General features: G+C 73.2%; 28 protein-coding genes. 15 read left to right on the top strand and 13 right to left on the bottom strand.

Annotation, left to right across the window (positions count from 1 at the left end; genetic code table 11):
• Positions 1 to 35 precede the first annotated feature (35 nt).
• Complete coding sequence (locus H4696_RS04795) at positions 36 to 719, bottom strand: QcrA and Rieske domain-containing protein (protein WP_086864579.1); 684 nt, start codon at positions 717 to 719, stop codon at positions 36 to 38.
• Entirely contained in the window at positions 716 to 1,297 is a 582-nt protein-coding gene (locus tag H4696_RS04790; protein WP_086864578.1) for an RNA polymerase sigma factor, read from the bottom strand. The genes H4696_RS04795 and H4696_RS04790 overlap by 4 nt, the downstream gene beginning before the upstream one ends.
• Positions 1,298 to 1,412: 115 nt before the next feature.
• Between H4696_RS04790 and H4696_RS04785 the strand changes: the two genes are divergently transcribed.
• Together H4696_RS04785 and H4696_RS04780 are read left to right on the top strand one after the other, a co-directional pair.
• Entirely contained in the window at positions 1,413 to 2,687 is a 1,275-nt protein-coding gene (locus H4696_RS04785) for a vanadium-dependent haloperoxidase (RefSeq protein ID WP_086864577.1), read from the top strand.
• Between the two features lie 150 nt (positions 2,688 to 2,837).
• Positions 2,838 to 3,779 (top strand): endonuclease/exonuclease/phosphatase family protein, encoded by a 942-nt coding sequence (locus tag H4696_RS04780; protein WP_211299818.1) that lies wholly within the window; start codon positions 2,838 to 2,840, stop codon positions 3,777 to 3,779.
• Positions 3,780 to 4,018: 239 nt separating this feature from the next.
• On the opposite strand, the gene H4696_RS04775 is transcribed toward H4696_RS04780, so the two are convergent.
• Positions 4,019 to 6,754, bottom strand: coding sequence for a helix-turn-helix transcriptional regulator (locus H4696_RS04775; RefSeq protein ID WP_192782077.1), 2,736 nt, complete (start codon positions 6,752 to 6,754; stop codon positions 4,019 to 4,021).
• Positions 6,755 to 6,894: 140 nt separating this feature from the next.
• Here H4696_RS04775 and H4696_RS04770 point away from each other — a divergent pair, with 140 nt between their 5' ends.
• On the top strand, positions 6,895 to 7,467 hold the full coding sequence (locus H4696_RS04770; RefSeq protein WP_086865499.1) for a VOC family protein: 573 nt from the start codon (positions 6,895 to 6,897) through the stop codon (positions 7,465 to 7,467).
• A gap of 104 nt (positions 7,468 to 7,571) precedes the next feature.
• Positions 7,572 to 8,537, top strand: a complete 966-nt coding sequence (locus H4696_RS04765) for an alcohol dehydrogenase catalytic domain-containing protein (protein WP_338078651.1) — start codon at positions 7,572 to 7,574, stop codon at positions 8,535 to 8,537.
• A gap of 8 nt (positions 8,538 to 8,545) precedes the next feature.
• Here H4696_RS04765 and H4696_RS04760 read toward each other — a convergent pair whose 3' ends face one another.
• On the bottom strand, positions 8,546 to 8,968 hold the full coding sequence (locus H4696_RS04760; RefSeq protein WP_211299859.1) for a hypothetical protein: 423 nt from the start codon (positions 8,966 to 8,968) through the stop codon (positions 8,546 to 8,548).
• A 122-nt stretch (positions 8,969 to 9,090) separates the two neighbouring features.
• On the opposite strand from H4696_RS04760, the gene H4696_RS04755 reads away from it, so the two are divergent.
• A complete protein-coding gene (locus H4696_RS04755) occupies positions 9,091 to 9,621 on the top strand; it encodes a TetR/AcrR family transcriptional regulator (RefSeq protein WP_249027300.1) in 531 nt (176 codons plus the stop codon).
• Here H4696_RS04755 and H4696_RS04750 read toward each other — a convergent pair.
• A complete protein-coding gene (locus H4696_RS04750) occupies positions 9,569 to 10,627 on the bottom strand; it encodes a zinc-dependent alcohol dehydrogenase (protein WP_192782075.1) in 1,059 nt (352 codons plus the stop codon). The genes H4696_RS04755 and H4696_RS04750 overlap by 53 nt on opposite strands.
• Before the next feature lie 74 nt (positions 10,628 to 10,701).
• Between H4696_RS04750 and H4696_RS04745 the strand changes: the two genes are divergently transcribed.
• Entirely contained in the window at positions 10,702 to 11,310 is a 609-nt protein-coding gene (locus H4696_RS04745; protein WP_086864074.1) for a TetR/AcrR family transcriptional regulator, read from the top strand.
• 15 nt (positions 11,311 to 11,325) lie between these two features.
• Here H4696_RS04745 and H4696_RS04740 read toward each other — a convergent pair whose 3' ends face one another.
• The gene (locus tag H4696_RS04740) at positions 11,326 to 11,886 is read right to left on the bottom strand and encodes a TetR/AcrR family transcriptional regulator (RefSeq protein ID WP_086864073.1); all 561 of its coding nucleotides are present in this window, start codon (positions 11,884 to 11,886) and stop codon (positions 11,326 to 11,328) included.
• Positions 11,887 to 11,966: 80 nt separating this feature from the next.
• Between H4696_RS04740 and H4696_RS04735 the strand changes: the two genes are divergently transcribed.
• The 3 genes from H4696_RS04735 to H4696_RS04725 are packed head-to-tail and all read left to right on the top strand — an operon-like array spanning position 11,967 to position 14,066.
• Positions 11,967 to 12,662 (top strand): arsenate reductase/protein-tyrosine-phosphatase family protein, encoded by a 696-nt coding sequence (locus H4696_RS04735; RefSeq protein WP_086864072.1) that lies wholly within the window; start codon positions 11,967 to 11,969, stop codon positions 12,660 to 12,662.
• On the top strand, positions 12,655 to 13,314 hold the full coding sequence (locus tag H4696_RS04730) for an arsenate reductase ArsC (protein WP_086864071.1): 660 nt from the start codon (positions 12,655 to 12,657) through the stop codon (positions 13,312 to 13,314). Before H4696_RS04735 ends, H4696_RS04730 begins: the two co-directional genes overlap by 8 nt.
• A gap of 29 nt (positions 13,315 to 13,343) precedes the next feature.
• Positions 13,344 to 14,066: an aquaporin gene (locus H4696_RS04725; RefSeq protein WP_086864070.1), complete on the top strand. Its 723-nt coding sequence runs from the start codon at positions 13,344 to 13,346 to the stop codon at positions 14,064 to 14,066.
• A gap of 114 nt (positions 14,067 to 14,180) precedes the next feature.
• On the opposite strand, the gene H4696_RS04720 is transcribed toward H4696_RS04725, so the two are convergent.
• Positions 14,181 to 15,821 carry a peptidase M16 family protein gene (locus H4696_RS04720; RefSeq protein ID WP_192782074.1) on the bottom strand — a complete coding sequence of 547 codons (1,641 nt, stop codon included), beginning with the start codon at positions 15,819 to 15,821 and terminating at the stop codon, positions 14,181 to 14,183.
• A gap of 3 nt (positions 15,822 to 15,824) precedes the next feature.
• Positions 15,825 to 16,532, bottom strand: a complete 708-nt coding sequence (locus H4696_RS04715; RefSeq protein ID WP_192782073.1) for a hypothetical protein — start codon at positions 16,530 to 16,532, stop codon at positions 15,825 to 15,827.
• Positions 16,533 to 17,010: 478 nt separating this feature from the next.
• Between H4696_RS04715 and H4696_RS04710 the strand changes: the two genes are divergently transcribed.
• Complete coding sequence (locus H4696_RS04710; protein ID WP_192782072.1) at positions 17,011 to 18,813, top strand: GH25 family lysozyme; 1,803 nt, start codon at positions 17,011 to 17,013, stop codon at positions 18,811 to 18,813.
• Here the strand turns inward: H4696_RS04710 and H4696_RS04705 are convergent.
• Positions 18,804 to 19,847 carry an epoxide hydrolase family protein gene (locus H4696_RS04705; protein WP_086856997.1) on the bottom strand — a complete coding sequence of 348 codons (1,044 nt, stop codon included), beginning with the start codon at positions 19,845 to 19,847 and terminating at the stop codon, positions 18,804 to 18,806. The genes H4696_RS04710 and H4696_RS04705 overlap by 10 nt on opposite strands.
• 37 nt (positions 19,848 to 19,884) lie before the next feature.
• On the opposite strand from H4696_RS04705, the gene H4696_RS04700 reads away from it, so the two are divergent.
• On the top strand, positions 19,885 to 20,445 hold the full coding sequence (locus H4696_RS04700; RefSeq protein ID WP_086856998.1) for a TetR/AcrR family transcriptional regulator: 561 nt from the start codon (positions 19,885 to 19,887) through the stop codon (positions 20,443 to 20,445).
• Between the two features lie 6 nt (positions 20,446 to 20,451).
• Here H4696_RS04700 and H4696_RS04695 read toward each other — a convergent pair whose 3' ends face one another.
• A complete protein-coding gene (locus H4696_RS04695) occupies positions 20,452 to 21,447 on the bottom strand; it encodes a helix-turn-helix transcriptional regulator (RefSeq protein WP_086856999.1) in 996 nt (331 codons plus the stop codon).
• A gap of 113 nt (positions 21,448 to 21,560) precedes the next feature.
• On the opposite strand from H4696_RS04695, the gene H4696_RS04690 reads away from it, so the two are divergent.
• Positions 21,561 to 22,028 carry a VOC family protein gene (locus H4696_RS04690; RefSeq protein ID WP_086857011.1) on the top strand — a complete coding sequence of 156 codons (468 nt, stop codon included), beginning with the start codon at positions 21,561 to 21,563 and terminating at the stop codon, positions 22,026 to 22,028.
• 61 nt (positions 22,029 to 22,089) lie between these two features.
• Positions 22,090 to 23,109 carry an aldo/keto reductase gene (locus H4696_RS04685; protein WP_086857000.1) on the top strand — a complete coding sequence of 340 codons (1,020 nt, stop codon included), beginning with the start codon at positions 22,090 to 22,092 and terminating at the stop codon, positions 23,107 to 23,109.
• A gap of 7 nt (positions 23,110 to 23,116) precedes the next feature.
• Here the strand turns inward: H4696_RS04685 and H4696_RS04680 are convergent, their stop codons facing one another.
• Positions 23,117 to 23,689, bottom strand: coding sequence for a TetR/AcrR family transcriptional regulator (locus H4696_RS04680; protein WP_086857001.1), 573 nt, complete (start codon positions 23,687 to 23,689; stop codon positions 23,117 to 23,119).
• A gap of 84 nt (positions 23,690 to 23,773) precedes the next feature.
• Here H4696_RS04680 and H4696_RS04675 point away from each other — a divergent pair, with 84 nt between their 5' ends.
• Complete coding sequence (locus H4696_RS04675) at positions 23,774 to 24,727, top strand: NADP-dependent oxidoreductase (RefSeq protein ID WP_086857002.1); 954 nt, start codon at positions 23,774 to 23,776, stop codon at positions 24,725 to 24,727.
• A gap of 9 nt (positions 24,728 to 24,736) precedes the next feature.
• Here the strand turns inward: H4696_RS04675 and H4696_RS04670 are convergent, their stop codons facing one another.
• Entirely contained in the window at positions 24,737 to 25,192 is a 456-nt protein-coding gene (locus tag H4696_RS04670; protein WP_169734845.1) for a MarR family winged helix-turn-helix transcriptional regulator, read from the bottom strand.
• A gap of 93 nt (positions 25,193 to 25,285) precedes the next feature.
• Here H4696_RS04670 and H4696_RS04665 point away from each other — a divergent pair, with 93 nt between their 5' ends.
• The gene (locus tag H4696_RS04665; protein WP_086857003.1) at positions 25,286 to 26,173 is read left to right on the top strand and encodes an alpha/beta fold hydrolase; all 888 of its coding nucleotides are present in this window, start codon (positions 25,286 to 25,288) and stop codon (positions 26,171 to 26,173) included.
• Here the strand turns inward: H4696_RS04665 and H4696_RS04660 are convergent.
• Complete coding sequence (locus H4696_RS04660; protein ID WP_086857004.1) at positions 26,146 to 26,871, bottom strand: helix-turn-helix transcriptional regulator; 726 nt, start codon at positions 26,869 to 26,871, stop codon at positions 26,146 to 26,148. The genes H4696_RS04665 and H4696_RS04660 overlap by 28 nt on opposite strands.
• Positions 26,872 to 26,903 lie beyond the last annotated feature (32 nt).

Genomic DNA, 26,903 nt, shown 5'->3' with positions numbered 1-26,903 from the left:
AACGGAAATCCTCATACCAGGGATACGCGCGGGGGTTACGCTCCGGTGGACGGCACCAGCACCTCGACCACTCCCCCGGCTTCGCGCACCACCAGGTGCGGCAGCGGCGGCGGCGTCACCGGCAGCTGGTGCGTCAGGACGACGCCGTCGACGGCGAACGACGTCCGGTGGCACGGGCAGTTCAGCCGCCGCGCCGGCGCGTCGAGGTTCAGCCGGCAGCCCAGGTGCGTGCAGGTGGCCGAGACCGCACTCACCTGGCCGCCGGACCGGTGCACGAACCCGGCCACCGCCCCGAAGTCGAACGGCCGCACCCCACCCTCGGGCAGGTCGTGCGCCGCGACGACGGCCCGCCACTCGCCGTTCTCCGGCCGCAGCGTCGTCTCCTCCGGCGGGGGTGTCGCGGCCGGTTCCGCGGCCGACGTCACGAGGTACTCGACGCCGGCGCCCGCCGCGGCCGCCACCGCGGCGGCCGAGGACACCTGGATGAACCGGCGGCGGTTGCCCCCACGCGCCGGCGCCGGTTCCCCGAGCTCCTGCGCGAGCCGTCGGTGCAGCCCGGCGACGAACTCCTCGCTCGCCGCGGCGCCGCCGGGCCGGGCGGCGCGCAGCAGCACCGCGGTCCGCAGCTCGGCTTCTTCGTCCGGGCCGGCCGCGAACGGGCGCGGCCGTCGCCGCCGCAGGAGGTCCTTCACGAACCGGCGGACGCCTCGAGTGCTCACGTCTCCATCCCTTCCGCCAGCTGGGCCGCCTGGCGCAACGCCCGGTGCTGCAGCACCTTCGCGTTGCCGACGGTGGTGCCCAGCTGCTCCGCCGCTTCCTTCAGCGAGCAAGCCTGCAAGAAGCGCAGCCGCAGGATCCGCCCGTACCGCTCCGGCAGGAGCGCGAGGATCGCTTCGGCGCGGGCGAGCGTCGTCGGGTCGACAGTGCCCGCTTCGAAGGCGGCGACGTCGTGCTCCTCGTCCAGCGTGGTGATCTCCCGGCCGAGCGTGCGCCGCCAGTGGCCGGCCAGCACGGTCCGCGCGGTAGCCAGCAGGTAGGCCCGGACCTCGCCCACGCTCGCCGAGACGCGCAGCGGCCGCAACGCGGTCAGGAAGACCTCCGTGGTGAGGTCTTCGGCGTCCGGCCGGTTGCCCACCTTCGAAAACATCAGCCGGTACACGCGGTCGACGTTGTCGCGGTAGACCGCCTCCCAGTCCGGGTAGACGTCCGCCCCGACCGCGTGCAGCCGCGGGCGCGGCGCCACGCCCGCTTCGTCCTGCTCGGCGCGCTTGCGCCGGAACCGCTGTGCCACCGGCACCGCCCGCCTTCTCCCCACCGACTCTTCCCGCCACCTGAGGAATACGCGCCCGGGTTACAGCCCGTAACCCGGGACCGTATCGGCAGGCGAACCCTCCGACGACCTGGGGAGCGAAATGACCACACCGATGTCGCGCCGGACGATGCTCGTGACCGGCGGGGCGGCCGCCGCCGTGCTCGCCACCAGCGGCCTGCCGGCACCCGTCGCCGCCGCGACGCCCGCGCGACCGGGCGGCGCGGACGTCGTCCTCGCCTGGAACCGGGAGCTGCTGACCATCGTGCGCACGACCGGCCTGCAGCCCGCGACCGTGCACCCGACTCGCAGTTTCGCCTTGCTGCACGCGGCGATCCACGACGCCGTCGTCGCGACGACGGGCACCGGGCGGCCTTACCTGTTCACCGTCGACGTCCCGGGGCAGGCGGCGCCGGAAGCGTCCGCGGCGCAGGCCGCGCACGACGTGCTGGCCGCGCTCTACCCCGCCCGGGCCGGCGAGCTCGCCGCCCTGCTGGCCAGTCAGCTGGCGGAGGTGCCGCGGGCGGCCGCGCGGGACGCCGGCGTCCGGGCCGGGCGGCTGGTCGCCCGGCTGCTGCTGGGCCTGCGGGCGGACGACGGCTCGGCGGCGGTCCCGCCGGTCCTGCCGCCGGGCACCGCACCCGGGGAGTACCGGCCGACGCCGCCCGCGTTCGCCCCCGCCGCGTTCACCCACTGGGCCGCCGTGACGCCGTTCGTGCTCGACCGGGCGGAGCGGTTCCGGCCCGGGCCCTACCCGGCGCTCGGCGGCGCGCGGTACGCGGACGCCCTGCGGGAGGTGGCCGCGACCGGACGCGACACCAGCACGACCCGCACCGCCGACGAGACCGTGCAGGCGCGGTTCTGGGCCGCGCCGATCTGGAACCACTGGAACGAGATCGCGCAGTCGGTGGTCGGCGGCTCGCGCAGCGGCCTGCTCGTCGCGGCCCGGGTGTTCGCCCGCCTCAACCTGACCTTCGCCGACGCCGTGATCGCCTTCTACGACGCGAAGTACCACTACCGGATCTGGCGGCCGATCACCGCGATCAGGCTGGCCGAAGAGGACGGCAACCCGGCCACCGACGGCGTCCCGGACTGGTCGAGCCTCGCCACCACCCCGCCCGACCCGGCGTACCCCGGCGCGCACAGCGTCATCTCGCAAGCGGGTGCGCTGGTCCTGCGCCAGGAGTACGGGCCGCGCTGGGCCCTGGCGGTCACGTCCGAAGCGCTGCCGGGTGTGACCCGGCGGTTCACGTCGTTCCAGGCCGCCGCGGACGAAGCGGGGCTGAGCCGCATCGCGGCCGGCGTCCACACCCGGCTCGACCACGAAGCCGGGCGGCAGCTCGGCCGCGACGTGGCCGAGTTCGTCCTCCGGTCGTGACCCGTCCGGCCAGGACGTGACTGGGCGCGGAACGTCCCGTCCGGGGCCTCGCCGGCGTCGCGGAAACCCCGGCTAGGGCAATCAGGTGACGGCTGTAACCGATCCCCGGGATCTCGCGAGTACTCGGATAACGCACGCGAGGGAGACGTCATGGTGGTCATCGGCACGTGGAACCTGGAGAACCTGTTCCGCCCCGCTGGGCCTTCCGATGAGGAGGCCTACGACACCAAGCTGGCCGCCCTCCGCGACACCATCACGGCCATCAGCCCCGACGTGCTGGCCGTCCAGGAGGTCGGCGACCCCGCGGCACTGGACGACCTGGCCGGCCGGCTGCCCGGGCAGTGGCACACCGCGTGCTCGGGACACCCCGACTCGCGCGGCATCCGGGTCGGTTTCCTCTCCCGCTTGCCGCTGACGGTCGTCGCCGACAGCGCGTCCCTGCCGCCGAAGCTGGCGCCGGTCCAGATCGCCGACCCGCCCGCCGCCCGCAGCGAGCAACTCGGCCGGGGTGCGCTGGTGGTGCGCGTGGAAGACGCGCCCGGTACGACGCTCACCCTCATCACCTGCCACCTGAAGTCCAAGCTGCTGACCTACCCCGGCGGCCGGTTCGCGCCCCGCGACGAAGGCGAACGCGGCCGCTACGGCGCCTACGCCCTTTACCGCCGCACCGCCGAGGCCGCCGCGGTCCGGGACCTGGCCACGTCGCTGCTGCAATCCGGCGAGCGGCAACGGCTCATCGTGCTCGGCGACCTCAACGACGAAGCCACCGCGGCCACCACCCAGATCCTGCTCGGCCCGCCCGGCTCCGAGATCGGCACCGCCGGCTTCGACCGTCCCGACGCCGGCGACCGCTTGCGGCTTTGGAACCTCGCGTCCCTGATTCCCGCCGACCACCGCTATTCCCGGGTGAACAACGGCCGTCGCGAACTCATCGACCACATCCTCGTCAGCCACGCGTTGGTCAAGCCGCTGCCCACTGTCGACGTCAGCCATGCGGGCAAACTTCCGTCGGTGACCGATCTTCCGTCCGCGCACGTCAGCGCGTCGGGTTCGGATCACGCGCCGGTCTTCGTCACCTTCCCGGCGGCCTAGTGCCTGTATCGAAATCGTTCAGAGCCATTCGGCGACCGTGATCCCGGATTCCGGCAGACCGTCCACGCCTCGCCCGCCGCGCTGCTGCTGTGTTCGCCAGGTCAAAGGTCTTGAATGACTCATTCAGGTCCTCGGAGGTCCTGAATGAGTCATTCAAGACGTCGGCGGACCACCCGCCGGCTGTCCACACTGACACCGACTTCGATACAGCCCCAGGGCCGAAACCGCGCCACCCTCAGTCAGTGCGCGCCGACCGCGTCGAAGGGAGTCTCGCGCAGCTGACGCCGTGAACTGATCCCGAGCTTGCCGAAAACCTTCCGCAGGTGCCATTCCACCGTGCGCGGGCTGAGGAAGAGCCGCGTACCGATCTCCGGATTGGACAGTCCCTCGCGGGCGAGGCGCGCGATCTGGAACTCCTGCGCGGTCAGTTCCTCGGCCGGCTCCGCGGTGCGTTTGCGCGCCGTCTCACCGGTGGCCAGCAGCTCGCGGCGCGCACGGTCGGCGAAAGCTTCCAGGCCCATCGAGGACGTCATCGCGTGCGCGGTGCGCAGGTGTTCCCGGGCGTCGGCACGGCGGCCCTCGCGCCGGAGCCATTCGCCGAACAGCAGGTGGCCGCGAGCCAGCTCGACTCGCAACGGCGTCCCGGTGAGCAGGGCGATCGATTCGGCGTAGCACTCCTCCGGGGTGTCGCCGGCCAGCGCGCGCAGGCGGGCCGCCAGTGCACGGTTCCACGTCGTCGGGGTCGCCCGGGCTCGGTCGGACATCCGGGCCAGCGCGGCGGTGACGAGGTCGCCGTCCCCGGTCCGGGATGCCGCCTCGGCCAGTTCGGCCGTGGCCAGGGCCTGGTGGCCGATGGTGTTCTGCTCGAACACCCGGCGGGCCGCGTCGCGGGCGGTGTCGTGCCGGCCGAGGCCGTTGCCGAGGACGGCGTTCGCGTAGTCGGCGAAGCGCCCGACCCGGCCCTGACCGCGCGCGGCTGCCTCCGCCGCCGCGGCTGTGATGACCGCGGCGGCGTCGGCGTCCCGGCCGCGCAGGGCGGCGAGCAGGATCGCGCTGTAGCCGACCGGCCGGCCGCCGGTGACGTCGGCGAGCAGGCGGTCCTCCGCCACCAGCGCCTGTGCCGCGGTCAGGTCGCCGGCCAGCAGCTCGTGGTTGGCGAGGAAGTTGAGGGCGAACTGCAGCTGCACGAGCGCGCCGGCGTCGCGGGCCAGCCGGACCTGCCGCTCGGCGAACGCGCGTCCGGCCGCGTAGTCCAGCACCTCGGTCGCCACGGTTCCGCCGGCCCGGTTGCCCAGCAGCCACAGCACCCGCTCGGGGTCTTCGCGGCCGGCGTCCAGCGCTCGCACGGCGTCGACCGCCTCGGTCAGCAGCGGCGCGGCGGCCGCGTAGCCGTCGGTCAGCCGCGTGGCGAGCGCGTCGAGGACGAGGTCGACGGCGGTCGGCGGCTCCTGCGCGGCGGGCGCCCCGCGCGCTCGCTTCGCGGCTTCGACGACGCCGGATCCCGCCCACACGGCGGCACCGAGCGCCTCCAGGTAGGTCTCGCGGGCCTGGTCGCCGTCGAGGCGTCCGGCCGCGCGCAAGAGCAGCTCGGCCGCGTCGCCGCCCCGCCGCTGGTCGAACGCGATCTGCCCGCGCAGCCGGACGATCTCGGCGTCCCGCCCGGGATCCGGTGGGCCGGCTTCGGCCGCGCCCAGCAGGCTCAGCGCCGCGTCCAGCGCGCCCGCGCGGCGTTTGGCCCGGGCCGCCGCAAGTTCGCGCCACGCGCGCCGGGCCGGATCGGGGGTGAGCGTGGCCGCCTGTTCGAGCAGAGCCGCGGCGGCCGCGAGACCGCCGCGCGCCTGGGCACGGCCGGCGGCGCGCGCCAGTTCGGCCGCGACGTCTTCGTCCGGGGCGACGGTCGCCTGCGCGCGGTGCCAGGCGCGGCGGTCCGGGTCGACGCCCGCGTCGGTCACCTCCGCCAGCGCCCGATGCACTTCCTGCCGCTCCTGGGCGGTCGCGAACCGGTAGACCGCCGAGCGCACCAGCGGGTGCCGGAACCGGATCCGCGGGCCGAAGTCGATCAGCCCGGTCGTCTCGGCGGCCGCCGCCGGATCGGCGCCAAGGCCGAGTTTCCCGGCCGCGCGCCACAGCAGGGTCGCGTCCCCCAGCGGCTCCGCGGCCGCGGTCAGCAGCAGCTTCCGGGTGCCCGGCGGCAGCGGAGCCAGCTGCCGCAGGAAGCACCGCTCGAGGCGATCGGCCAGCGCGTCGCCGTCCGGCCGGAGGAGCCCGTCGGCCGCTTCGGCGGCCGTCCAGAACCGCGGCAGCTCGACCAGCGCGAGCGGGTTGCCGTGCGTCTCGGCGACGATCCGGCCGCGGACCCGGGCGTCGAGCGGGCCCTTGAGCACCGAATCCAGCAGGGTCCCGGCCGCCGCCTCCCCGAGACCGCGGACGGCGAGCTCCGGCAACCCGGCCAGGTCGAGCTGCTCCGCGGGTTCGCGCACGGCGATGATCAGGGCGATCGGTTCGGCGAGCAACCGCCGGGCGACGAACGCCAGAGTCTGCGCCGACACCCGGTCGAGCCACTGCGCGTCGTCGACCAGGCACGCCAGCGGCCGGTCTTCGGCGACCTCGGCGAGCAGGGTCAGCACCGCCAGCCCGACCAGGAACCGGTCCGGCGGCTCCCCCGCGGTCACCCCGAACGCCGTGCCGAGCGCGGTCCGCTGCGGGGCCGGCAGGTGCTCGAGCCGCTCGAGGAAGGGAGCGCACAGCTGGTGCAGACCGGCGTAGGGCAGCTCGCGCTCGGACTCGACGCCGGCCGTCCGCACGACCCGGAAGCCGGCCGCTCGCGCCGCGGCGTGCCCCAGCAGCGCGGTCTTGCCGATCCCGGCTTCGCCGCGCAGCACCAGCACCCGGCTTCGCCCCGCTCGCGCCGCGGCCAGCACGTCGTCGAGGGCGGCGAGCTCGTCGCCGCGGCCGATCAGCTCCGGACCCGACATGACCCGGACCCTAGCGCGATCCCCGGGGCGCGGGCCCGGGGAAGACTAGGGTGTCTCACGGGGGCGAACGGACACCGCGAAGGGCGATCGTGGTGGCGAGCGGCGAAACCCGCCGGCTCGCAGCGAAGGAGTTCCCGATCATGGACATGAAGCTCGAGGTCGTGGTCTTGCCCGTCACCGACGTCGATCGGACCAAGCACTTCTACAAGACCCTCGGCTGGCGCGAGGACGCCGACATCGTCTTCGGCGCTTCGCGGATCGTGCAGCTGACCCCGCCGGGGTCACCCACCTCGGTCCACTTCGGCAACGGCATCACCGACGCCAGCCCCGGCTCGGTCCGCGGCACCTACCTCGTCGTCGACGACATCGAAGCGGCCCGCGCCGAGCTCGAAGGGCTCGGTGCCGACGTGAGCGAGGTGTTCCACCGCGACAGCACCGGCGCGTTCGCCCCGGGCGCGCACCCGGACCGCGGCACCTACTCCTCGTTCGCGTCGTTCAGCGACCCCGACGGCAACACCTGGCTCCTGCAGGAGGTCACGGACCGGCTGCCCGGGCGGGTCGACGGGGTGGCGTACGGCTCGGTGGGGAAGCTCGAGCAGGCGCTGCGCGACGCCGCGGCCGCGCACGGCGAGCACGAGAAGGAAACCGGTCAGTACGACGCGGAATGGCCGACCTGGTACGCCCGGTACATGGCCGAGCACCAGGACGCTTGATCGACCTCGTCCCGCCGATCCCGATCGCCGAGCAACCCGTTGGGAGTCCAATGATGTCCGCCTATCGTGCGTTCGAAGTGACCGGCACGCGCAAATTCGCTTTGGTGGAACGCGAAGTCCGCGACCCGCTGCCCGGCGAAGTGCGGCTGCGGGTCGAGGCCTGCGGCGTCTGCCACAGCGACGCCCTCGCCGTCGAAGGTCTGCGCGCGGATCCGTCGGTGCCCGTCGTGCCCGGTCACGAGATCGTCGGCGTGGTCGACGCGGTCGGCCCCGGCGTCACCGCGTGGACCGCCGGCGACCGCGTCGGTGTCGGCTACCTCAACGGCCACTGCGGCCAGTGCGAAAACTGCCGCCGCGGCGACTTCGTCAACTGCGCCGACCAGCCCTGGACCGGCACCACCACCGACGGCGGCTACGCCGAAGTCGCCTACGCCCGCGCCAGCGGGCTGGTCCGCGTCCCCGACGGCGCGCAGCCCCTCGAGGTCGCCCCGCTGCTGTGCGCGGGACTCACCGTCTACCGCGCGCTGCTCACCGCCGACGCCCGGCCCGGCGCTCTCGTTGCCGTGCAGGGCATCGGCGGCCTCGGCCACCTCGGGATCCAGTACGCCAAGACGCTCGGCTACCGCGTCGCGGCGATCGCCCGCGGCACCGGCAAGGCCGGGCTGGCCGCCGAACTCGGTGCCGACGAATACGTCGACAGCACCACGGAGGATCCCGGCCGGGCACTGGCCCGCCTCGGCGGCGCGGCGGCGATCATCGCGACGGCGTCCAGTGGCGCGTCGATGTCGCCGCTCGTGGCCGGGCTCGCCACCCGCGGGCAGCTCTTCGTCGTCGGGGCCGCACCCGACCCGGTCGAAGTCCGGACGCCGGACCTGATCTTCGGCACCCACTCCGTGGTCGGCACCCTCACCGGGTCGGCCATCGAGAACGAGGACAGCCTCCGGCTGGCCCACGACCGCGGCATCCGCAGCCGCAACGAGATCATGCCGCTGTCCGAGGCGCCGAAAGCCTACGAGCGGATGATGTCCGGCGAGGCCCGGTTCCGCGTCGTCCTCGACACCCGCGCCTGACCGGGCTCCTACCCGAGGCCGTCCTGGCGCCGGGCGAGCATCCAGCGCCAGCGGCGGAACTGAAGAACGCAGGCCGCGAGTGACACGGCGACCACCAGCGAAGCCACGACCGGCGGCCATGCCGCGAAAGCGGCCACGCAGGCGGCGACGGGCTGCAGCAGTTCGAGGGTGATCGCCGGCCGGGCCGTGATCGAGACGGGATTCTTCTGCTTCTTCGCCCCCGGCATCCCGAAAACCGTGGGCAGGCCGATCAGCAGCACGTCGGCCAGCACGGCCAGCCAGATCGAGTACGCCGCCAGCGCCCACGGCGCGGCGACCCAGGCGATGAGCTCGACCAGGAACCGTGGCACCGACGCGCTCAGGGAATCCGGTGCAACCGCGAGATCCTGACGTGTCCGGTTGTCCTCGACGCTCATCTGTCCCCGCTTCACGTTTCTTCACCGCGACCCTAACGGTGTTCGGCCGGTATCCTAACGCCGTTAGGGTCACACGGAAAGGGTTTGCCCGATCATGTGCGCACTGCCGGGAACGCGGGCGATCGATGGCCTCCCGCGTGCTTGACCGGCTCGCGCCGCGAGCCCGGGAGATCGTGCGGGCCGCGCGCGAGCTGCTCGAAGAGGAAGGTCCCGAGGCGCTCTCGATGCGTCGCGTCGCCGACCGGGTCGGGATCCGGGCGTCCTCGATCTACGAGCACCTCCGCGACAAGCAGGCCCTGGAAGCCGCCTTGATCTCCCTGGGGTTCGAGGAACAGGCCGAGCTGTTCGCACAAGCCGTCGAGGGATCGGACGACCCGCTCGCCGCCCTCGCCGCCGCGTACCGCGACTTCGCCCGCCGGCACCCGCACCTGCACCGCCTGATGACCGAACGCCCCCTGCGCCGCGACCTGCTCGCCCCCGGCGTCGAAGCGGCCGCCGCGCAGCCGCTGCTCGACGCGACCGGCGGCGACGTCGAACAAGCCCGGGCCTTCTGGGCCTTCGCGCACGGCATGGTCGTCCTGGAACTGAACCAGCGGTTCCCGCCCGGCGCCGATCTCACCACCACGTGGCGCAACGGGATCGAGGCGTTTCACGGCACGTTCGAGTGAAGACCGGCTTGCCCGGCGGCGGCTCCAGCAGGACCTCGACGGCGTCGGCATAGCCGAACGGGCCGGCCAGGACCGGCGCCGGGTCCAGGGTTCCGTCGCCGAGGAGTTCCAGCACGGCGGGCACGTGCGGGCTCGCGTGCGGCGGTCCCACCACCAGGTTGACACCCGTGGCGTACAACGAAAAGTACGGCAGCCGCGGCTCTCCGAAGTAGACGGACCGGATGACGCACGTGCCGCCGGGACGGGTCGACAACAGCGCACAACGGAACCCCTCGGCCGCGGCCGACGCGTCCACCACCAGGTCGAACCGGCCGTCGAGCCGGTCGGGGTACGCGTCGGCGGCGGCGACGGTCGCGCCCGCGGCGGCGGCCTTGGCGCACCGCCCTTCGTCCACGTCGAGGTAGGTGACTTTCGCGGCGCCCAGCGCGACGGCGCTCAAGACGGTCAGCAGCCCGAGGCTGGCCGTTCCGCCGACCACGAGCACCTCGGCCTCGGGCCGGGCGGCCAACGTCGGCCGGACCGCCTGGAAGGCGTCGGTGAGGTTGTCACTGGCCGAGGCGGCGAGGAAGGGGTCGATGGACGGCGGCAGCGGCGTGAGGGTGTGCCGGGCCCAGGGCACGCGCACCAGCTCGTCGAACAACCCGCCCCACGAACCGCCGGCGCTCGTGCCGAAAGACGCGAGCGGTGGCACCGAATTGCAGGCACCCGGCAGGCCGCGCCGGCAGTTTTCGCACGTGCCGCAGCTGATGTGCCACGGGATGACCACCCGCTGCCCGATCCGGAGCACCGGCTCGTCGTCGGCGAGGTCGACGATTTCGCCGACCGCCTCGTGGCCGAGCGCGAACGGCGTCTCGAAGGGCGAAGGCGACGTCACGAGCCGCCGGTCGAGATCGCAGGCCGCGGAGGCGGTGGGCCGGACCAGCGCGTCACCGGCGGCGGACAGGCGAGGCTCCGGCCGGTCTTGCCATTCCAGGCTCCGGGGGCCGGAGAGGACGAGGCTTTGCATGGATCTCCCGAAGCCGTCTAGACGATACTCTCTAGAGAGTGCACTCTAGAGAGGGCTTTCGGTATCGTCAACCCGTGCCCCGACCCGTCCACGACACCTCGGCGATCCTTGACGCGGCAGTGCGGCTGCTCGCGACCGGCAGCGCCGACGCCATCACCATCGCCGGCGTCATCCGGGAAGCCGCGGTGTCCAGCGGCTCCGTCTACCACCGGTTCCCCAACCGCGCGGCCCTGCTGGCCGCCGTCTGGAACCGGGCGGTGCAGGGCTTCCACGCCGAGCTGTACCCGCTCTTCGACGGGGAGCCGGTGACCGCGGCCGCCGCCCTCGGCCGCCGGACAGTTTCCTGGTGCCGCGCCAACCCGGCGGACGCCCGGGTGCTGCTGGCCGGCCTCGGCTCCTTCGAGCCCGCTGCCTGGCCCGAGGAAAGCCGCAGCGCGCGAGAGGCCGACCAGGCAAACTGGGACCGCCACATCCGCCGCCTGGTGACCGACCTCAAGGCGGCGACCGGCCGCGCGACGGCGGAGATCCTGCTCATCGTCCTCGACCTGCCGTACGCCGCCGTACGCCGTTACCTCAGCGCCGACCGGGACATCCCGGCGACGCTCGACGGGATCGTCGAGCAGATCATCCGGTCGCAGCTCACCCCGGCCGGGGGCCCGATCTCCGTTCCACAGTGGACATAGGCGACAGTCCCGGCTTCAGCGCTTCCGCTTGGCCCGCTGCTCCGCCAGCCCGCGGATCAGGGCGACGAACGGGCCGACCTGCGAGCGGTAGGTCGTACCGTCGAAGCTTTCGCCGTCCGGCGCGAAGATCGGGGTGAGCGCGGCCACCCAGGACGCGTGCGCGTAGTCGCGGATGCGGCGCACGGTGGCCTGGACCACCTCGGCGTCCTTCTGCGGGCCGACGCTGATGGCGACGAGGAGCCGGAGGTAGTCCGGCCGCCGGTCGAGGGAACCACAGGCGGCCGAGAACCACGCCTCGAGGCGCTCGAGCGGCGCCAGGTCGTCGAACGACGACGGGCTCGGGAACAACGCGTGCAGCTCGTCGAAGGTGCGCTCGAGCAGCGCCGACGGCACCCCGAGCTTGTTCCCGAAGTGGTAGTAGATCGAACTGGGTGGAAGGCCGGACTGCGCGCTCAGGTCCGAGATCGCCATGCCGTCGTAGCCCTTTTCGCCGACGAGGGCACGAGCCGCGTTCAAGATGCTCTCTCGGCTGCTCAGCCCGGACGCAGCCGACGCGGAACCGGAATCCCTCACCATGCGGGTCATGATGGGCCCGGGTCGCCTGTCCACATCGGACAGCTTGACATCCGGCACTTCACTCAATCATTATTGACTCAATGAGCACTGAGTGGAATCCGGAGCTGCGGGCGCGCGCCCGGGTGCACGCCGCCCTCGGCGAGCCCGCGCGCCTGGCGATCGTGGATCGCCTCGTGCTCGGGGACGCCTCGCCCAGCGAGCTCGGGCGGGACCTCGACCTGCCCGGCAACCTGCTCGCGCACCACCTCAACCTCCTGGAGCAGGCCGGGGTGGTCGAGCGCTCCCGCTCCGAAGGCGACCGACGGCGCACCTACCTGCGGCTGCGGCCTGCGTCGCTCGCCGGCCTGCAGCCCGCGGGGACGCTGTCGGCGCCGCGGGTCGTGTTCGTGTGCACGCACAACTCGGCGCGTTCCCAGCTGGCCGCCGCGCTCTGGGCCCGGCACAGCACGGTGCCCGCCGCCTCGGCCGGTACCCAGCCGGCCGAGCGGGTCCATCCCCGAGCCGTGGGCATCGCCCGTGCCCGCGGCCTTTCCCTGGCCCGGGCGCGCACCTCGCGCATCGACGAGGTCCTGCACGACGACGACCTGGTCGTCGCGGTGTGCGACAACGCCCACGAGGAACTCGGCCCGCGGGCCGCCGACCGCCTGCACTGGTCGGTCCCCGACCCGGCCGGCACCGACACCGACACCGCCTTCGACCGCGCCTACGACGACCTCGCCGACCGGATCGACCGCCTCGCCCCCGCCGTCCACCTCCCCGGAGACCACGATGACTGACGTCGACCACCCGCACCACCACGATCTGAGCATCGACCAGCGGCTCGCGCTGCGCACTGCCGCGACACGCTTGCAGGCCGAGTTCGACGGCACTTTCGGTGCCGAGACGATCGAGCAGTTCCTGCACGGCAGCTACGACCAGTTCGCCGCCCACAGCACCATCCCGAACTTCCTGCCACTGCTGGCCGAGCGGTTCGCCCGCCAGCGCCTGCACGCCCTCGCGAGGATCGAGGGGCACCACGACGGCAAGCCCACCGTGCTGTTCCTGTGCGTTCACAACGCGGGCCGCAGCCAGATGGCGATGGGCTTCTTCCAGCACCTCGCCGGCGACCGAGCGCTGGCCTGGTCCGGCGGGTCCGAACCCGGCCACGAAATCAACCCCGCGGCGATCGAGGCGATGCACGAACGCGGCATCGACATCGCCACCGAGTTCCCCAAGCCGTGGACCGACGAGATCGTCCGCGCCGCCGACGTCGTGATCACGATGGGCTGTGGCGACGCCTGCCCGATCTTTCCAGGCAAGCGCTACCTGAACTGGGAGCTGGACGATCCGGCGGGCAAGGGCGTCGAGGACGTCCGCCCGGTGCGCGACGAGATCGAGCGCCGCGTCCGCGGGCTGCTCGACGAGCTCGGCGTCCCCGCCCGCGCGTGACCGCCCGACCGTCCACAAGGGAGTCACGCATGGAACAGCCGTTGCCCCGCAAGCTGATTGCCGAATTCCTCGGCAGCCTGCTGCTGGCCGCGCTGGTGATCGGCTCCGGGATCGCCGCCCAGCGCCTCTCCCCCGGCGACACCGGCCTGCAGCTGACCGAAAACGCGGCCGCCACCGCGGCCGGCCTGTTCGCGCTCATCCTGATGTTCGGCCCCGTCAGCGGCGCGCACTTCAACCCCGTCGTGTCCTTCGTGGACGCCGTGTTCGGCGGGCTGCCGTGGCGGCACGCGCTGGCCTACCTGCCCACGCAGATCGCCGGCTGCGTCGGCGGCGCGGTCCTGGCCAACCTGATGTTCTCCGCGAGCGCCGTCTCGATCAGCACCACCCACCGCGCCACCGCGGCACACGGGCTCGCCGAAGTCGTCGCCACCGCCGGCCTGATCCTGATGATCTTCTCCCTCGCCCGCTCCGGCCGCGCCGAGCGGGCCCCCGCGGCGGTCGGCGCGTACATCGGGGCCGCGTACTGGTTCACCAGCTCCACCAGCTTCGCCAACCCCGCCATCACCATCGGCCGCGTGTTCAGCGACTCCTTCGCCGGGATCGCGCCCGCGTCGGTGCCGCTGTACCTCGCCGCCCAGGTGCTCGGCGGCGCACTCGGCCTGCTCGGCGTCCGCGCGCTGTACCCCGGCGTCACCCCCGCGGCTGCCGCCGACGTCATGCTCCCCCACGCCGCGGCGTCCCCGGGCCGGTGAGCCGGCAGCGCCCGGTACCCACCGGCCGACGCGTGGGTGAAGATCGCGGCCGTGGTCAACCTGGGACTCAGCCGTGGATCACCGGATGTGGGTGCCCGTCGCTCCCCGCCGGGATCACCCTCGCATCCGTCGCCGTCGCAGCGCCGTGAACGCGAACAGCCCGGCGAGCAACCACAGGAATCCCGCCCCGGCCCACCCCGTGGCGTCGGGCGGTTCCAGCACCATGCCCGCCGTGGCCAGCAACGCGATCACACCGAACACCGCCGCCACGACGACGAGGATCCGCACCGCGCGTTCGCGCGGGGGCGCCGACGGCCGGGGCGGTGGCGCCGGGAGCGCGCGGGACACCTGCGGCAGCGTCCGATGTGGACCGACCGCCGCGTCGATCGCCGCGGTCACCGCCGGGGTCACGCCGGCGAACAGGGTCGGGTCGACCTGGACCGACCGGGCGTCGGTGCCGATCAGGCGGCGGCCGCCGTCGGGCCAGACGAGCATGGCCGCGCAGTCGGCGAAGCGAACCGTCGACACGCCTTCCGGGGTCTGCAGGCTGCACCCTTCGGCGCCGACGATCAGGTAGCTGTCCGCCCGGCCGTGGGCGGGGAAGCGGTTCCCCGCCACCGCCGCCGCGGAGAAGCGCGGCACCACCGGATACCCGGCCCAGTCCGTGGCGTGGCCGTGCGGCGCGCGCAGCAGCATCGAGCCGCACGCTTCGACGGCGACCGCGTGGACGGCCTCGACGTCGATCGCGCGCAGCTCGGCGATCCGCTCCTCGGTCGACGGCAGCGGCCTGCCGGCGAGCAGCGCGGCCGCGTGCCCGGGCAACCGCAGCGCCTCCGCCTCGGCATCGCGGAGCGTGGATTCGGCCTGGGCGCGCGCTGTTTCGACGTCGCGGGGGTCGATCCGGCCGGCCTTGAACTGGGCCAGGACGTCGACGACGCCGCCGAGCACCGCGGCCTGCTTGTCCGGCAAGGCGTCGGCGAGCCCGAAGATCTCCGCGAAGCCGTCGCCGCGGACCTGGTACGACGTCCCCACTTCGTACGAGTAGCCGCCTTCCTGGCGCAGCGCGCGGAACAGCTCCCGCTCGAGGACCTTCGCGAAGACCCGGGCTTCGGCTCCGCGGCGCACCACCGTGCTGAAGGCGACGCTGCCGTCGCCGTGGGAGAAGCCGGCGGGACCGGTCAGCGCGGCGGGCCGCGGGGGCACCGGACGCCGGGCGCCGGGCGGGAGCGGCAGCCGCAACCCGGCCGGGACCCGCTCACCCGCCACCCACAGGACGGCGTTTTCACGCGTGAACCAGGTGCGTGCCCAGTGGGCGACCTCCGCGGGGCCCAAGCGCGGGAGGCCGAGCTCGAGGAAGTCGGCCAGCCCGTACCCCTGTGCGCCGTAGCGGTGGCGGAACAGCAGGCCGCCACCGCCGCGCCGGGACTCCTCGGTGCGCAGGATCGACTTCTCGGTCTCCAGCCGGTCCATCGGGAGGTCGTTGAGCGAGGTGCAGACGCCGGTGAGGAACGCGACGACCTCGGCTTCCGAGCCCGTCATTTCGAAGTACGTGTGATCGGCGCCCGTCGCGCCGTTGAAGTGGTGTTCGCCCACGCCGAACCGGTGCAGCGCGAGGTGCTCGACCAGGTGCGTGATGCCGGCCGTCGCGAGCGTCTCGTCGGCCCGCCCGACGCGGAAGACGAGGCCGGCGGCCGGCGGCCCGGATCTCTTGGCCGTCACGGCGGGGACGCCGTCGACCTCGAAGGTGGACAGCACGGTTCAGCCTTTCGCGAGGGCGCGGTCGCGGTACCGCGCGTGCGCGGCGACCCGGTCGGGGAAGTAGTGCCAGGGTGCCTCGCTCGCGCGCCCGCCGAGGACGCGGAAGTGCACGGCGGCGCGCGGGAGATCGCCGATCAGGCTGAACGCCATCGCGAACGTGCTGTGCGCGGCGACCCAGCCGAACCGGGACCGGTAGGCGGGGTGCAGCACCGAAGCCGAGGCGGCGGCGGTGATCTCTTCGTGGATCCCGGGCTGCCGCAGGTAGTCGCCACCCGCCTCGGGTTCGAGCTCGAGCCAGTGCTCCAGGTACAGCTCGGGGACCAGAACGCCCTGGGGGTCGCCGGGGCGGGCCGCCGCCGTGCATTCTCGGACGAACGCGTGCGCCACGTCCCAGGAACCGCCCCACTTCGGGCTCAGCTGCTGGAGCAGGTTGCGCTGCGCGGCCAGGAAACCGGGGTGGTGGGCGGTCAGCCGGTCGTAGCGGCGCCGGGCCTCGCTCCGGCCGAGTCCGAGCCCGCGCGCGGTGGTGAGCCGCAACCACCACGCCGCCGCGTTCGCCGGTTCGCGGGCGGTCACGTCGATCAGCAGCTGCTCGGCCCGCCGCAGGTGCTCGTGCATCGCGGCGAACTGTTCGCGGCTGACCCCGGCCGCCCGCCCGGTGCCCCGGACGTTCCACCCCTGCTGGACGAACTGGGCGGCGAGCAGCACCCGGGCCAGCTCCGAGCGGGGTGCGCGCGGCCACGGCCCGCAGCATCGGCTCGGCCGCCGGCACCGACATCGTGGTGGTGACGCCGAAACTGTGCTCGTCCGGAGTGGTGAACCGGGCGAAAAACCCCGAAACGGTCGCCCAATCCCCCGTTTCCGCGGCAGACCGCAGCACACCGGCCTCCGGATAGGCGACAGCCGGGTCGAAAACCGGCGTCGGCGCGGTACCGGTGGAAGACATGGGAATTCCTTTACCAAAAGGGAAGGAGAGAGCTCCGAATGCTACTTCGCCGATCAGCCGGGCCACCTGGAGGGTCGGTCCGGCCGATGATCGAGACCATTGCGACATTTCCGCGGCAACCTCGCGCCGAACAAGTGAGAAATTGCCCAACGAGACGTTTCCCCCACCGAAGACTCGGGGCTTTTCGGCCGGTTGAACGTCGGTTACAGTCCCCCAGCGGATCAAACCGGGGAGGACTTCATGGTGGTGCGCGCCCTTGTCGTGGTGCCCGCGTTGCTGGCGGGAATGGTGCTGAGCACCGCCCCCGCCAAAGCGAGCACGACGCCGGCACACCCCGATTCCGACTTCATGGGCTCGATGGTGCACCGCGTCGAAGGACACAGCACGTCCCGCAGCAGCACCCTCGCGACTGCCGCCACGGCGACCGGGAACGCGCCCGGCATGGACGTCAGCCACTGGCAGAACACCGTGGACTGGACCGCCGCCGCCGGGAACGGGGCGACCTTCGCCTACATGAAGGCCACCGAGGGCACCACCTACGTCGACCCGCAGTTCGCCGCCAACTACGCCGGCTCGGCCAACGCCGGGCTGATGCGCGGCGCCTACCACTTCGCGCTGCCCGACACCTCCTCCGGTGCCGCGCAGGCCACCTACTTCCTCGGCCAGGGCGGCGGCTGGGTCGCCGACGGGCACACCCTGCCCCCGGTCCTGGACATCGAGTACAACCCCTACGGCACCGCCGACTGGCCCGGCTGGTGCTACGGCCTGACCCCGGCGCAGATGACCGCCTGGATCACCGACTTCACCACCACGATCCACGACCGCACCAACCGCTGGCCGGCGATCTACACGACCAACGGCTGGTGGGCCAACTGCACCGGCGGCGACACCGGCACCGCGGCCAACAGTCCACTGTGGATCGCCCACAACGGCACCGACGCCGGCACCATCCCCGGCGGCTGGAGCGCGTTCACCTTCTGGCAGTACGCCGATTCCGGCGTCTTCCCCGGCGACCAGGACTACTTCAACGGCACGGCCGACCAGGTCCGGGCCGCCGCGCTGGGCAGCGGGCCGGACAAGATCGCCGAGCACTACGCCGCACTCGGCGGTGCCGCGTCCTACCTGGGCACGCCGGTGGGCGGCGAGACCCCGGTCGCGGGCGGCTGGGAGCAGAAGTACACCGGCGGCGTCATCGACTACTCCCCCAACACCGGCGCGTGGGCGGTGCACGGCGACATCCTGACCGCCTACCAGCGGCTCGGCGGCCCCGCCGGCGCGCTCGGGTTCCCGGTGAGCGACGAAACCGCCACTTCGGACGGTGTCGGCCGCTACCACGACTTCGTCGTCGGCTCGATCTACACCTCGCCGAGCACCGGCGCGCACAGCGTCCAGGGCGAAATCCGGAAGAAGTGGCGCGCGCTCGGCGCGGAGAAGGGCCTCGGTTACCCGACCACCGACGAGACCGCCACCCCCGACGGCACCGCCCGCTACAACCACTTCAGCACGGCCGCGTCGATCTACTGGACGCCGAGCACCGGCGCGCACAACGTCCAGGGCGAAATCCGCAAGAAGTGGGCCGCCCTCGGCTGGGAACGCGGCCTCGGCTACCCCACCACCGACGAGTCGAGCACGCCCGACGGCGTCGCCCGCTACAACCACTTCACGACCAACTCGTCGATCTACTACACGGTCAACACCGGCGCCCACAGCGTCCAGGGCGAGATCCGCAAGAAGTGGGCGGCACTGGGCTGGGAACGCGGCCTCGGCTACCCCACCACCGACGAATCGGGCACGCCCGACGGAGCGGGCCGCTACAACCACTTCACCAACTCCGCGTCGATCTACTGGACCGCGGCGACGGGGGCGTGGTCGATCCACGGCGCCATCCGGGACAAGTGGGCCTCCCTCGGCTGGGAGCGAAGCGCGCTCGGCTACGTCACCAGCGACGAGTACGGCGTGTCCGTGGGCCGCCGCAACGACTTCCAGCACGGCGGCATCACCTACAACACCACCACCGGCGCCACCCAGGTCACCTACAGCTGAGCCAGTCCGACCGCCGAACGCAGATCGCGGGCGTAGGCCTCGGGCTGCTCCCAGGCCGCGAAGTGGCCGCCGGCCGGGTGTTCCACGTACTCGCGGACGTTCAGGAACTCCTCGGCGTAGCTCCGGGGCTCCGGTTTGGTGTCGCGGGAGAACACCGACAGCACGGTCGGCACGTCGATCCGGCCCGGCAGCGCGGCGGGTTCGGCGTAGCTGGCGAACGACGTGCCGATCGTGCCGGTGACCCAGTAGGCGGTGACCCAGGTGAGCAGTTCGTCCGTGGTGAAGGCCGGTCCGTCCGACCAGGACTCCAGCTTCTCGGCGAGCCACGCCGCGAGGCCGGCGGGTGAGTCGCCGAGGGCGACGGCGAGCGTGTTCGGCCGGGTCGACTGCTCGGCGATGTAGCCGCCTTCGGTCCGGAACCACTGCGCCGCCCGGGTCAGGTAGGCCGCCGCGTCGGGGGCGAGCTTCGCGGGGTCGGCCGAGAACGCGTGCTGCGGGGCGACGTTCGTCAGGTGCAGGGCCGCGACGCGGTCCGGGTGCTCGGCCGCGAGGATTTCCGCGACCGTGCCGCCGACGTCGCCGCCTGACACGGTGTAGCGCGGGTAGCCGAGTTCGGCGAGGGCCGCCGCGACGATTCCGGCGATCCGGTTGACGGACATCCCGGTCATCGGAACCGGTGCGGCGAACGGGAATCCGGGCAGTGCCGGGACCACGACGTTCAGGTCCGCGAGCAGCGGCAGGACGCGCTCGAACCGCAGCACCGAGTCCGGCCAGCCGTGCAACAGCACGACGACCGGGGCGCCGGGGTCCGCCGACCGCTGGTGGATGACCCGCAGGGTGGTGCCCGCCGCCGGCACCGTCGTCCAGGGGTACGCGCCGATGCGACGCTCGTGCCCGGCCCAGTCGTACCCGTTCGCCCAGTGGTCGAGCAGTTCGTCGAGGCGGCTCGCGGTGAGGCCGCGTGTCCCGTCGTCGCTCCAGGGAGTCGTGATCCGGCGCGTCCGCTGGAGTCTTTCGCGCAATTCGGCGTCCATGTGTATGAGCGTACACATGATGTGTATGCTCGTACACATGATTTCGCGCGATGCGGCGGCGACCCGGCAGCGGATCCTGGAGCACGCCCGGCGGCAGTTCGCTCGCCACGGGTACACGCCGGTCACGGTCAAAGGCGTCGCCGACGCGGCCGGCGTCTCCCCCAACCTGATCACGCGGTACTTCGGCGGCAAGGACGGCCTTTTCCTCGCCGCGACCCGCGTGGAGATCCCGGTCTCGGATTCGTTCGACGGCGACCGCGCCGAACTGGGACCGCGGCTCGCGGCGAGCATCGTCCGGCGCTGGTTCGGCGGCGACGGGGACGACCCGCTGCTCGTGCTGCAACGGGCGTCCGGCGAACGCCCGGAGGCGGCGGAGGCGCTGGCCGCCTTCCTCGACGAGAACTCGCTGGAGCCGCTGTACCGGTACCTGCGCGAGAGCGGTTTGGCCGACGCGGACGCCCGCGATCGGGCCGCCGCGATCGACGCCTTCGTCCTCGGCGTCTCGACGCGCCGGCGGGTCTTGCGTTCCCAGCTGGGCGATCGTGCGGCTCTCGAGGCCTGGCTGAGCACCACCATCCAGCGCCTTGCTGACGGCTGACGACCGTCAGCGCTCAGGCGGCCGGGACTCCCCCGCGGCCCGGGCGGCACGACGGGACAGCTCGGCAAACGCCGTGCGCAGCTCCGCCGGAGCGACCACCTCGATCTCGGCGTCGAAGCGGGCCAGTGACGCCGCGAGGGCGGCCCACGACCAGGCCCCGGCCGTCAGCCTGGTCCGCCCGGCGCCGAGTTCCTCGACGACGCCGTCGCCGGCGAACGGGGCCACCTCCGCCACCGGCAGGTCGAGGATCACCTCGCCGCGGCAGGGCCACGCGTCCGTGGTCTCGGAGCCCTTGAACCGGGCCGACAGGAAGGCGGCCACGTCGCCGCCGGGTATCTCACGGGGTGCGAACCGCGGGCCGTTCGGGACGCGCGGTGTCATCCGGTCGGCGCGGTAGGTCCGCCAGTCTCCCCGGCCGGGGTCCCAGCCGACGACGTACCAGCGCCCGGCCCGCACCACGAGGTGGTGCGGCTGCACCCGGCGCGGCTCGGCGTCCTCGGGACGCCCCGGCGCGCGGTAGTCGAACCTCAGCTCCTCCCGGGCGCGGACCGCGGCGCTGAGCGTGAGCAGGAGCTCGGTGTCGACCTGGGGATCCGCGCCGCGCCCGGCCGCGCTGACCTCGAGGGCGTCGACGCGCCGCCGGAGCCGCGCCGGCAGCACCTGACGGACGGTGGTCAGGGCCCGCGCGGCGGCCTCCTCGATGCCCGCGCCCGTCCCGACGGCGATCCGCAGTGCCACGGCGAGCGCGACCGCCTGCTCTTCGTCGAACAGCAGCGGCGGCAGCTGGCTGCCCGCTTCGAGCCGGTAGCCGCCGTCGGGTCCTTTGACCGCCTGGACTGGGTAACCGAGCTCGCGCAGCCGGTCGACGTCGCGGCGCACGGTCCGCTCGCTGACACCCAGCCGCTCGGCCAGCAGGCCGCCCGGCCAGTCGCGGCGGGCCTGCAGCATGGACAGCAGCGCCAGGAGCCGGCTGGACGTCGTCGTCGAGGAGGCGATCGGCATGTTTTCAGAATGCCACGAGTAAGGGACAAACCCTGACCGCTACTCCCGGAACAGTGGCTCTCGTCGCCGGGAACCCCCGGCGGCGGGAACCACTCGTGAAGGACCGGAACACCATGTCGCTGAACGCTGTCGCCCACCTGAACTTCCACGGCGAAGCCCGCGAAGCCCTCGAGTTCTACCAGTCGGTGTTCGGCGGGCAGCTCACCGTCGTCACCTACGCCGACTTCGGGATGCCCGCCGAGCTGCCCGGCGCCACCCACGTCGTGTTCGGCCAGGTCGTCGCGGACAACGGCTTCCGCGTCATGGCCTACGACGTGCCCGGCCAGCACGCGCCGGCCGCCCCGGCCGCACCCCGCACGCGCCGCGAGAACGGCACGACGATCACCGAGGAGCCGTTCTTCCTTTCCGTCCGCGGCGAAAGCGTCGACGAGGTGACTCCCGTGTGGCAGGGCCTCGCCAAGGGCGCGACCGTGATCGAGGAGTTCGGCCCGGCCCAGTGGGCGCCCGCCTTCGGGATGCTGGCCGACCGCTTCGGCGTCACCTGGATCGTCGACGTCGCGGCCGAGTACGCCCAGGCCTGATCCGCCCCGCCGGGGTGCGGCCGTGCCTCGGCCGCACCCCGCCACGACGCAGGAGAAACCCATGCGCACCCGCCCGCTCGGCCGGACCGGTATCCAGGTCAGCGCCTACACCCTGGGCACCATGATGTTCGGCCCGCACGGCAACCCCGATCCCGACGACTGCGTGCGGATCGTCCACCGCGCCCTCGACGGCGGCATCAATGTCATCGACACCGCCGACGTCTACGGCGGCGACGGCGAGTCCGAGAAGATCGTCGGGAAGGCCTTGCGCGGCCGCCGCGACGACGTCGTCCTCGCCACGAAGTTCAACGGCCCGATGGGCCCCGGCGTCAACCAGCGCGGCAGCTCACGGCGGTGGATCGTCTCCGCTGTCGAGGGGTCGCTGCGCCGCCTGGGCGTCGACCACATCGACCTGTACCAGGCCCACCACCCCGAACCCGGCACCGACATCGAGGAAACCCTCGGCGCGCTGACCGACCTGCTGCGCGCGGGCAAGGTACGCGCGATCGGCCACTCCAACCTGCCCGCGTCGGACATCGTCGAGGCCCAGTGGGCGGCGCAGCGGTGCGGGCTGGCCCGGTTCCGGTCCGAACAGCCGCACTACTCGATGCTCAACCGCGGGATCGAACGCGAGATCCTGCCGGTCTGCGAGCGCTACGGGCTGGGTGTCCTGGTGTGGAGCCCGCTCGCGATGGGCCTGCTCGCCGGCCGCCTCCGCAAGGGCAACGGGGAAACGGCGTCGGCCGGCCGGCTGCACTGGGCGCGGCGGCACATGACCGACGAACGCAAGCTCGACGCCGTCGAAGCCCTGGCCGAGGTCGCCGACCAGGCCGGGCTGTCGCTGCCCCACCTCGCACTGGCGTTCGTGACCGCGCACCCCGCGGTCACCTCGGCGATCATCGGGCCGCGGACCCTCGAGCAGCTCGACGACCTGCTTGAGGGCGCCGGCACGCTCGTCGACGACAGCGTGCTCGACCGCGTCGACGAGATCGTGCCGCCGGGAACCGACGTCGGACCGATCGACGTCGCCTACGTTCCGCCCGCGCTGAACCAGCCGGAACTCCGCCGTCGTTCTGGCTGAGGCGGGTTCAACGGACCGTGGGCGCCAGTGGCGCGACCACCGCGCACAGCTCGGTGGCGGCCTGGGCGACGAGCTCGGCGAGGCTCGCGTCCGAGCCAGCCAGCCAGCGGGACGTGGCCCGCCGGGAAATCGCGATCGCCACGTCGATGACGAGGCGGGCCTCGCCGCGCTCGACACCCCGCCGCTCGAGCGCGCTCCCCAGCGCACGGGCGACGTCGGCGAGCTTGATCAGGTCGCGCTCGGCCAGCGCCGGGCTGGCGGCGATCACCCTGGTGCGGCGCTTCAGGAACTCACGGGCCGGGAACACCTGGTCGGCGGTCCCCAGCGCGGTCAGCAGCGCCTCGATCGGCGTGACGTCCGGATCGACCGCCTCGACCTGCGCGATCAGGTGGGCTTCCAGCTCCTTGCCGGCGAAGAGGACTTCGCGCTTGTCGGGGAAGTAGCGATAGAAGGAGCGCTCGGCCAGGCCGGCCGCGCGCGCGATCTGCGCGACCGACGTGCGCTCGAACCCCTGGGTCTCGAACAGCTCGAGCGCCGCGCGCTCGAGCCGCCCCTGTGCGTCGGACTCCCATCGCGGCATCCCGACAGGATATGACAGCAGACCCTGTCGTCACGCTGCTAGGGTCGATGACAACAGATGCTGTCATCACCCCAGGAGATCTCCATGAAGGCTCTTCAGTTCGACCGGTTCGGTGCCCCGGACATGGTCGTGCTCCGCGACGTCCCGGTTCCGGAGCCGGGACCCGGCCGGATCCGGATCGCGGTGCGGGCGTGCGGCCTGAACCCGGCGGACTGGTCGGTGGTCGACGGCCTCCTCGCCGACCAGTTGCCGCCGCTGCCGCGCGGGCTCGGTCTCGAGGTCGCGGGCGTCGTCGACGCGCTCGGCGAAGGCGTCACCGGGGCGGCGATCGGCGACCGCGTATTCGGCCCGGCGACCTTCGACGGCCCGACGGCGGGCGCCGCCGAGTACGCGCTGATGGCGACCTGGGCCCGCATTCCCGAGGGCGTCACCGACGAGCAGGCCGCCGCGCTGACGATGGCGGCCGAGACGGCGTGGCAGGCGCTCGACGACCTCGGCGTCCGGCCGGGTGAGCTGCTGTTCGTCCACGGCGCGGGCTCGACCGTGGGCGAGGCGGCGGTGCGCTTCGCACTGCACCGGGGTCTCCGGGTGACCGCCACCGCCGGGCCGAGGCGGGCCGCGGCACTGGAGGCGATCGGCGCCCGGGTGACCTCTTACGGCGACGGCATGGCCGGACGCGTTACCGAACTGGCCGGCGGGCACGTCGACCGCGCGCTGGACGCGGCCCCGAGCGGCGGCCGGATCGACCGCCCCGACCAGGTCAGCCCGTCCGGCGGCGCACTGCCGGCGCTCGTCGAGCTGACCGGGGACCCCGACCGCGTCGTCACCGTCTCGGACTTCGCCGCCGCGGGCGAGCTGGGGACCCGGATCACCCGCATCGCGATGCGCTACGACCGGCTGGGCGAGTTCGCCCGGCTGGCCGGCGAAGGCGTCCTGGCCGTCCCGGTCGCGGGCGCCTACCCGCTCGACCGGGTCCGGGAAGTGGCCAAGCTGAGCCGGTCCCGGCAGCCGGGCGGCAAGCTCGTGCTGGTCCCCTGACCGGGCCGCTCAGTCGGCGACGTCGTCGGACGGGACGGGCACCCCCGCGGTGAGCTTGGTCAGGTACGCCTCCAGCTCCGACAGCGGGCGGTGGCCGATTTCGGCGGCCCACCGGTCGCGGATCTCGTCGAGCAGCCGGCCGCCGAGCGCCATCATCTCGGCTCCTCGCGACGTGATCCGGAGCCGCTTGCGGCGTGCGTCGGCCGGGTGGTCCTCGCGCTCGACGTAGCCGAGCCGCTCGAGGATGGCGATCCGCTGCGCCGCCGCCTGTTTGGTGATCGACAGCCGCCGGCCGAGGGCGGAGGCGGTGTCCACGCCTTCGCTGATCGCCCGCAGCGCGAACTCATCCGCCGGCCGGACGCCGGGATGGCCACGGTTCTCCAGCTCCGCGCTCACGTCGTCCACCATCGCCCGGAAGCCGCGAAGCAGCAGGAGCGCCAGATCCGCTCCCGAAGACCGTTCCATGCCGGGATCATACGGCCGCGCGCGCTATGGACAAGTTACTTGTCCAACGGCTACGTTGGACAAGTAACTTGTCCAACATTCCGGAGGCAGTCGATGACACCCACCCCCGCCGGCGCGACCATCCCCGGCGCCGAGCACCACCACGTCCGGGTCAACGGCACCGAGCTGCACTACGTGACCGCGGGCAGCGCCGGCTCCCCCGTGCTGCTCGTCCACGGATTCCCGGAGACCTGGTGGGTCTTCCACCGCGTGCTCCCCCTGCTCAGCGAGCACCACCGCGTGATCGCGGCCGACCTCCGCGGGTTCGGCGACTCCGCGACCGCGGGCACCGACCACAGCAGCACCACGGCGGCGGCCGATCTGATCGGGCTGATCGAAAGCCTCGACCTCGGCCCGGTGCACCTCACCGGCCAGGACATCAGCGGCCCCACCACGTTCCGCGTCGCGGCGACGCGCCCGGACCTGCTTCGCAGCTACACGGCGGTCGAGACCGGCCTCCCGGGGTTCGGGGTGGAGGCGCTGGCCGACGTCACGCGCGGCGGCGCCTGGCACATCGGCGTGCTCGCCGCGGCGGGCATTCCCGAAATGCTGCTGGCCGGCCGGGAACGCCCGTTCATCGCCGAGTACGCGATCCCGTCCTTGAGCGCGACCGCGGCGGCGTTCAGCCGCGACGACGTCGACGAACTCGTCCGCACCTACGCCCGCCCGGACGCCTTCCGCGGCGCGACCGGGCTCTACCGGTCGATGCTCGCCGAGGGCGACGAGATCCGGGACCTCGCCAAAGCCTGGCCGCCGGCCCTGCACGTCCTCGCCGTGGGCGGCCGCTCGGGCGAGTTCACGCCGTCGACCTTCCGCCAGGTGACCGCGAACGTGACCGCCACGCACCTCGACGGCATCGGCCACTACGTGGCGATGGAGGCGCCCGGCCGGTTCGCCGAGACGGTGCTCGACTTCTACGCCAAGGTCGACAGCGCCCGGTAGCTGCCGGGGGTCCGGCCCATGGTGCGGGTGAACGCTTCGACGAACGCGCTCGGCGTGGCCCAGCCGCAGCGGTGCGCGGTCTGGGTGACGCCGGCACCCTCCGCCAGCTGGATCATCGCGTGGAACACGCGGGTCGTGGTGCGCCACTGCGGGTACGTGGTCCCGAACTCGAGGCGGAACAGCCGGGACAGCGTGCGCTCGCTGGTGCCCGTCTGCCGGGCCAGCCACGCCGTCGTGCGGGGCCGGCTGAGGTCGTCGGTGACGAGCCGGCACGCGTGGGCCAGCCGCGGGTCGCGGGGCTCGGGCAGGGTCAGCGGCCGGTCGTGGGCGCGGCGGAGCCGGTCGCGGAGCACGGCGTGGAGCCGGGCAGCCTCGGCGGCGCCGAGACCGGGATCGGTACTGGCGAGGAGCAGTTCGCGCAGCAGCGCGCCGACCGCGACGACCGCGGGCGCGGCGGCGTCCAGCGGCGCGTCGTCGAGCGGGAACATCAGGGTGAGGACCTCGGAAGCGCCGTAGACACGGTGCTCGTGCCAGGTGCTGGCCGGGATCCAGACGGCGCGGTCGGCGCAGGCCACCCACGCGCCGCGGTCGGTCCGGACCGCGAGCACGCCCCGGATGACGTGCACCAGCTGGTGTTCCTCGTGCCGGTGCCGCTCGATGACCTGCCCGGCCGCGTGCCGGTGGCGGTTTTCCGACACAAGTCGACAGATTACCGGAAGTGCCACCCGGC

Origin of the sequence: Amycolatopsis lexingtonensis, from assembly GCF_014873755.1 — a bacterium.
Taxonomy (GTDB): Bacteria; Actinomycetota; Actinomycetes; order Mycobacteriales; family Pseudonocardiaceae; genus Amycolatopsis; species Amycolatopsis lexingtonensis.
Note: the sequence above shows the minus strand (reverse complement) of the source record. Positions and strands in the feature narration are given on the sequence as shown.

Excerpts from the sequence above, each read along its gene's own strand:
- H4696_RS04785 (WP_086864577.1), top strand. The coding sequence starts at position 1,413 with ATGACCACACCGATGTCGCGCCGGACGATGCTCGTGACCGGCGGGGCG.
- H4696_RS04780 (WP_211299818.1), top strand. The coding sequence starts at position 2,838 with ATGGTGGTCATCGGCACGTGGAACCTGGAGAACCTGTTCCGCCCCGCT.
- H4696_RS04775 (WP_192782077.1), bottom strand. The coding sequence starts at position 6,754 with ATGTCGGGTCCGGAGCTGATCGGCCGCGGCGACGAGCTCGCCGCCCTC.
- H4696_RS04770 (WP_086865499.1), top strand. The coding sequence starts at position 6,895 with ATGGACATGAAGCTCGAGGTCGTGGTCTTGCCCGTCACCGACGTCGAT.
- H4696_RS04750 (WP_192782075.1), bottom strand. The coding sequence starts at position 10,627 with ATGCAAAGCCTCGTCCTCTCCGGCCCCCGGAGCCTGGAATGGCAAGAC.
- H4696_RS04740 (WP_086864073.1), bottom strand. The coding sequence starts at position 11,886 with ATGGTGAGGGATTCCGGTTCCGCGTCGGCTGCGTCCGGGCTGAGCAGC.
- H4696_RS04735 (WP_086864072.1), top strand. The coding sequence starts at position 11,967 with ATGAGCACTGAGTGGAATCCGGAGCTGCGGGCGCGCGCCCGGGTGCAC.
- H4696_RS04730 (WP_086864071.1), top strand. The coding sequence starts at position 12,655 with ATGACTGACGTCGACCACCCGCACCACCACGATCTGAGCATCGACCAG.
- H4696_RS04725 (WP_086864070.1), top strand. The coding sequence starts at position 13,344 with ATGGAACAGCCGTTGCCCCGCAAGCTGATTGCCGAATTCCTCGGCAGC.
- H4696_RS04710 (WP_192782072.1), top strand. The coding sequence starts at position 17,011 with ATGGTGGTGCGCGCCCTTGTCGTGGTGCCCGCGTTGCTGGCGGGAATG.
- H4696_RS04705 (WP_086856997.1), bottom strand. The coding sequence starts at position 19,847 with ATGGACGCCGAATTGCGCGAAAGACTCCAGCGGACGCGCCGGATCACG.
- H4696_RS04700 (WP_086856998.1), top strand. The coding sequence starts at position 19,885 with ATGATTTCGCGCGATGCGGCGGCGACCCGGCAGCGGATCCTGGAGCAC.
- H4696_RS04695 (WP_086856999.1), bottom strand. The coding sequence starts at position 21,447 with ATGCCGATCGCCTCCTCGACGACGACGTCCAGCCGGCTCCTGGCGCTG.
- H4696_RS04690 (WP_086857011.1), top strand. The coding sequence starts at position 21,561 with ATGTCGCTGAACGCTGTCGCCCACCTGAACTTCCACGGCGAAGCCCGC.
- H4696_RS04685 (WP_086857000.1), top strand. The coding sequence starts at position 22,090 with ATGCGCACCCGCCCGCTCGGCCGGACCGGTATCCAGGTCAGCGCCTAC.
- H4696_RS04680 (WP_086857001.1), bottom strand. The coding sequence starts at position 23,689 with ATGCCGCGATGGGAGTCCGACGCACAGGGGCGGCTCGAGCGCGCGGCG.
- H4696_RS04675 (WP_086857002.1), top strand. The coding sequence starts at position 23,774 with ATGAAGGCTCTTCAGTTCGACCGGTTCGGTGCCCCGGACATGGTCGTG.
- H4696_RS04670 (WP_169734845.1), bottom strand. The coding sequence starts at position 25,192 with ATGGAACGGTCTTCGGGAGCGGATCTGGCGCTCCTGCTGCTTCGCGGC.
- H4696_RS04665 (WP_086857003.1), top strand. The coding sequence starts at position 25,286 with ATGACACCCACCCCCGCCGGCGCGACCATCCCCGGCGCCGAGCACCAC.